2 protein-coding genes and 2 pseudogenes are annotated in these 3,893 nt (G+C 70.6%); 2 read left to right on the top strand and 2 right to left on the bottom strand.

What is annotated here, in order from left to right; all coding sequences use genetic code 11:
- Positions 1-95 (bottom strand): annotated as a pseudogene (locus tag ACWD3D_RS34390) (sugar ABC transporter permease); the annotation flags it as partial.
- Between the two features lie 626 nt (positions 96-721).
- Here ACWD3D_RS34390 and ACWD3D_RS34395 point away from each other — a divergent pair.
- A complete protein-coding gene (locus ACWD3D_RS34395) occupies positions 722-1,540 on the top strand; it encodes an SAM-dependent methyltransferase (RefSeq protein ID WP_451464622.1) in 819 nt (272 codons plus the stop codon).
- Positions 1,537-3,711, top strand: coding sequence for a putative bifunctional diguanylate cyclase/phosphodiesterase (locus ACWD3D_RS34400; RefSeq protein WP_451464623.1), 2,175 nt, complete (start codon positions 1,537-1,539; stop codon positions 3,709-3,711). Before ACWD3D_RS34395 ends, ACWD3D_RS34400 begins: the two co-directional genes overlap by 4 nt.
- Positions 3,712-3,776: 65 nt before the next feature.
- On the opposite strand, the pseudogene ACWD3D_RS34405 reads toward ACWD3D_RS34400, so the two are convergent.
- Positions 3,777-3,893: pseudogene (locus ACWD3D_RS34405) on the bottom strand (LysR family transcriptional regulator); the annotation flags it as partial.

Raw genomic sequence — 3,893 nt, forward strand, 5'->3', positions numbered from 1 at the left:
TACTCGTCCTCGGCGCGGCTGAGCCTCACGTACACGGCCGACACTCCGGCGAGCAGTACGAGGAGGACCAGGCCGAGCGCCGCCGCGGCGCCGTACGGCGATTTTCCTGTACGGAAGGGTGGAAGCGTGCTGTGCGGTCCACGGGCGGGCGTGCGACCCGGACCGCGCGGACTGTTTTCGGTGAGCAGCGGCTGACGGACAGTGAGTGCCGACTTCCCGTTCCACGGCGGGTGTTCGCCGTCGGCGGAGTGGTGGAGCGGGCCGGTGGGCCCGTCCTCCCGTTGGTGTCGGTCATTGGGTGTGGCCCGAAATGCCGCGCGGAGGGCGCGGGTTCGTCGTTCCCGGTTACCGGCGGGTCGGTATCCGTCGGTGGCGGACAACTCGCCTTTTGATAAAGGGCGGTGGCGTTGCGAGAGCGGGGCGGGGATGCCCGTGGAAGGGCATGGGGCGATATGTGATATGAAGACCTCGGGGTGTCCGATTCAACACTGTTGGAGAGTTGGCCAGTTCCGGATCGTTGCTCGGTATCCCGATGGGAACTCCCGTCGCTCCGCGTCCACCTGCGGATACGTACGGTGGTCACACCTGTCACCAGGGTGTGACCAATAACGGACCGCGAATTTCCGTTTCCACTCGCTCTCTTGGCGGTCGGTCAGTAGCCTCTGCTCAACACTGACCATGAACATGGCCGGATCGCCGTGGCGACTTGTTGGAGACATCGATGGAGCGTCCCGCCTGGGCACCGCAAGGCATAGACATATCGGTGCCGAGCGTGTCCCGCATGTACGACTTCTATCTGGGCGGTTCGCACAATTTCGAGGTGGACCGGGAAGCGGCCCGCAGGGCGATGGAGTTCATGCCTGGTCTGCCCAAGATCATGCAGGCCAATCGCGCGTTCATGCGCAGGGCGGTGCGCTACGCGGTGGCCTCGGGCGTCACCCAGTTCCTGGACATCGGCTCGGGCATACCGACTTTCGGCAACGTCCACGAGGTCGCCCACGCCGCCGATCCCGCCGCGCGCGTCGCCTACGTCGACCACGACCCGGTCGCGGTGGCGCACAGCCGTGCGGTTCTCGCCGGTGACAGCCGCACCGCCGTGGTCGCCGCCGACCTGCGCCGTCCGCAGGAGATCCTGAAGAACCCGGAGATCGGCGAACTGCTCGACCTGGAACGGCCGGTGGCCCTCCTGCTGGTGGCCGTACTCCACTTCGTGGAGGATTCCGACGACCCGTACGCCGCCGTCGCCGAGCTGCGCGAGGCGCTCGCCCCGGGGAGCCTGCTCGTGGTCACCCACGCCGCGTACGAGGGCATCCCGCTCACCCGGGAAGAGGCGGGCGGCGCCGTGGGCGTGTACAGCAGCATCCGCAACCCGCTCATCATGCGCTCGCCCGCCGAGGTGGCCCGCTTCTTCGAGGGGTACGAACTCGTGGACCCGGGGCTGGTGCCGATGCCGGACTGGCGGCCCGACCCCGCGACGGCCGGTGAGCCCGAAGATCCCTTCGCGTTCTCCGGTTACGCCGGTGTGGGGCGCAAGGCGTGAGCATCCCCGCCCAGAAGTCCGGAGCTCCGGACGAGGAACCGGACGGTCCCGAGGGCCGGCTCCGGCGCTTCGCCACGATCTGGAGCCGGGCCATCTTCCCGTCGACGGCCACCTCGCTGACCCGTCCCGAGTTCGAAGCGCACCTGCTGCCCCTGGCGCGCGCGCTGAACGAGACCCTGCACGCCCGCCCGTTCGACGCGGCACCCGCCCAGCAGGTCGGCACCGCGCTCGTCGCCGCCCACTGCACCGACCCCGACGCCCTCACGGCCACTCTCGGCGTGATCGACGCGTACCTGGTGCTCTACTGCGGCGGGAACGGCCCCGCCGGGCTCTCGACCGAAGACGGCCGGGCCCGCAGTGCGCGCATCCAGCACGCCCTGGCCGGGGGGTACAGCCACGCGCTGCGCGAGCGGACCCTGGGCGAACAGGAGGCCATCGCCCGCTCGGCCCTGACCGCCCGCTCGCACGCGGAGCAGGTGCTGCACGAGACGCAGGCCCGCTTCCAGGCGGTCTTCGCGGAGGCGGCCATCGGCATCGCGATCGCCGACCTCGACGGCAACGTGATGGAGATCAACGACACCCTCACCCGGATGTTCGGCGGTCTCGACAGCCATGTCCGCAGCCGCAAGCTGACGGACTGGGCCCACCCGGAGGACACCCCGCACGTCTGGCGGTACTACCACGAGCTGGTGCGCGGCGAACGCGACCACTACCGCGTCGAGAAGCCCTACTTCCGCAACGACGGCACGGTCCTGTGGACCAACCTCACGGTGTCGCTGCTGCGCGACTCCGAGGGGCGCCCGGAGTACCAGCTCGCGCTCATGGAGGACACCACCGAGCGCAGGCTGCTCAACCTGAGGCTGCGCTACGAGGCCACCCACGACGCGCTCACCGGACTTCCCAACCGGACGCTCTTCTTCGAGCGGCTGGAGAAGGCGGTGGCGGCCAAGGGCGGCACCCGCTTCGGGCTCTGCTACCTCGATCTCGACGGCTTCAAGGCGATCAACGACAGCCTCGGCCACGCGGCGGGCGACCGCCTGCTCGTCGAGGTCGCGGACCGGCTGCAGAGCTGCGCGACGGCGCAGGGGGAGATGGTGGCACGGCTGGGCGGGGACGAATTCGTGGCGCTGACCACCGGCCCGAACACGGCGCGGGAGGTGGGCGACCTCGCCTGCCGCATCCTGAGCGTGCTCTCCACCCCCATCCGGATCGAGGGGCGGGAGCTGACGGTGCGCGGCTCCATCGGGGTCGTCGAAGGCCCCTCCGGCATCCGCAGCGCCGCCGAGGTGCTGCGCAGCGCGGACATCACGATGTACCGCGCCAAATCGGCCGGCGGCAACCGCTTCGAGCTCGCCGACGAGGAGGCCGACGCTCGGGCCATCACCCGGCACGGGCTCACCACCGCGCTCCCGGCGGCCCTGGAGCGGGGCGAGTTCTTCATCGAGTACCAGCCGCTGGTGCACCTCGGCGACGGCAGCGTGCACGGCGCGGAGGCTCTCGTCCGCTGGCTGCATCCGCAGCACGGCATCCTCGGACCGGACCAGTTCATCCCGCTCGCGGAGCACACCGGCCTCATCGTGCCGCTCGGCCGCTGGGTGCTGGAGGAGTCCGTCCGCCAGGCCAACCACTGGCAGGAGCGGCACACCGACGGCGGCCCGCTGCGGATCAACGTCAACCTCTCGCCCACCCAGCTCCACCACCCCCGGCTCGTCGCCGAGACCGTGGACGTGCTGGAACGGTCCGGCCTGGAGCCCGGAGCCCTCTGCCTGGAGCTCACCGAGTCCGCGCTGATCGGCGCCGACGACGGACTGCTCAAACCGCTGCGCCAGCTCGCGGAGATGGGCGTCGACATCGCTCTCGACGACTTCGGCACCGGCTACTCCAACCTCGCCAACCTGCGCCGCCTCCCGGTCAGCGTGCTCAAGCTCGACCGGTCCTTCACCCGGGGCATGCAGCGGCACCCGGCCGATCCCGTCGACCTGAAGATCGTGGAAGGGATCGTCACCCTGGCGCACAGCCTGGACCTGGCGGTGACGGTGGAGGGCGTGGAGACGGCGGCCCAGGCCGAACAACTGCGGGAACTGGGCTGCGACACCGGCCAGGGCTGGTACTACGCCCGCCCGGGCGCTCCGGACCGTATCCACTCGCTGGTACTGGCCGACGCCGTGTGAGCCCGGAGCGCGGGTGCCTCGGCCCTCACGCCTACAGGCGGGTGTTCACGCGTACCGGCGCGCCCTCACGCCTGCCCGGCGGGCGCGCCGGGGAGACTGCCCGGGTCAGCCTCCAGCAGCATGCGCTGGAGCTCCCGGGCCGCCCGGGGCGGTGCCACGTCCGTGCGGTGGGCCAGCGCGAT

Source organism: Streptomyces sp. NPDC002690 (assembly GCF_053592415.1).